This window comes from Amycolatopsis sp. NPDC004378, assembly GCF_053602455.1.
The window spans coordinates 1-1451 of record NZ_JBSGDR010000062.1 but is presented as its reverse complement, the minus strand read 5'-3'; the positions used below and the strand labels follow the sequence as shown (position 1 = coordinate 1451).

1 protein-coding gene is annotated in these 1451 nt (G+C 69.3%); it reads left to right on the top strand.

Annotation, left to right across the window (positions count from 1 at the left end):
* Positions 1-226 precede the first annotated feature (226 nt).
* Positions 227-1429 carry an IS110 family transposase gene (locus tag ACWEN0_RS49990; protein ID WP_451988806.1) on the top strand — a complete coding sequence of 401 codons (1203 nt, stop codon included), beginning with the start codon at positions 227-229 and terminating at the stop codon, positions 1427-1429.
* The last annotated feature ends 22 nt before the right edge of the window (positions 1430-1451 follow it).

Below are 1451 nucleotides of genomic sequence, written 5' to 3'. Positions count from 1 at the left end.
CCCCCGTTACCGTTTTCGTAGTTCCTGATCAAGGAGCTGTGGTCACCAGGCCCGGCATGATTTGCGCCCCCAGTCGAACCCATGATCCGGGGGGTGGTGTCACCGGGTCTGGTGGCATCGAGGGACCGCTGAATAGGGACACGGCCACCGCTTGGTAGGTCTCGTCGTAACGTGGGTGCCGGCACTCGATGCTCGACCGGTGACCACGTCGCGGCGAACGAACGGCATGGTGATGAGCAGCTTCAGCGTGTTCCTCGGCCTGGACGTGGGCAAGGAAGCCCACCACGCGGTCGGTCTCGACCCGGACGGCAAGCGACTGCATGACGGCCCGCTGCCCAACACCGAACCCAAGCTGAAAGCCCTGTTCGACAAGCTCGCCGAGCATGGGCCGCTGCTGGTGGTGGTCGACCAACCGGCCACGATCGGGGCGTTGCCGGTCGCGGTCGCCCGCGCAGCGGGGCATCAGGTGGCCTATCTGCCTGGTCTGGCGATGCGCCGCATCGCCGACCTCTACCCGGGCCGGGCCAAGACCGACGCCCGGGACGCGTTCGTCATCGCCGACGCCGCCCGCTCCCTGCCCCACACCCTGCGCCCGGTCGACGTCGGCGACGAGGCCCTGGCCGAGCTGGAAGTGCTGGTCGGGTTCGACGACGACCTCGCCGGCGAGGCCACCCGGATCAGCAACCGCATCCGCGGCCTGCTCACCGGCATTCACCCTGCTCTGGAGCACGCGATCGGACCACGGATCAGCCACCCCGCGGTGCTGGAAATCCTCTCCCGCTGCGGCGGCCCGGCCGGCATCGCCAAAGCCGGCCGCCGCAAACTCACCGCCATCGCCAAGGTCCACGCGCCCCGCCTCGGCGACGAGCTGGTCGAGGCGATCATGGCCGCCCTCGGCGAGCAGACGGTCACGGTCCCGGGCACCGCCGCTGCGGACACGGTCTTGCCGCGGTTGGCCGACAGCTTGAAAGCGATTCTCCTGCAACGGAAACAGGTTGCTGAGCAGGTGGAGGGGATACTTGATGCGCACCCTCTTGCCGGGGTCCTGACTTCGATGCCCGGCATCGGGGTCAGGACCGCCGCTCGCATCCTGCTCGAGGTCGGCGACGCCTCCCACTTCGCCAGCTCCGGGCACTTGGCCGCCTACGCCGGCATCGCCCCGGTCACCCGCGCCTCCGGCACGTCCGTCAAGGGCGAGCATCCCGCGAGGACCGGCAATCGCCAGCTCAAACGCGCCTTCTTCCTCGCCGCCTTCGCTGCCCTGGCGGATCCGACCAGCCGGGCCTATTACGACCGGAAAAGGGCCGAGGGCAAGAAGCACAACGCCGCGCTGATCTGCCTGGCCCGGCGCCGCTGCGACGTCATCTACGCCATGCTCCGCAACGGCACCCACTACCGACACCCCCAACCAGCCCCCGCCGCGGCTTGACAACCAGATAGGGACACCCCCC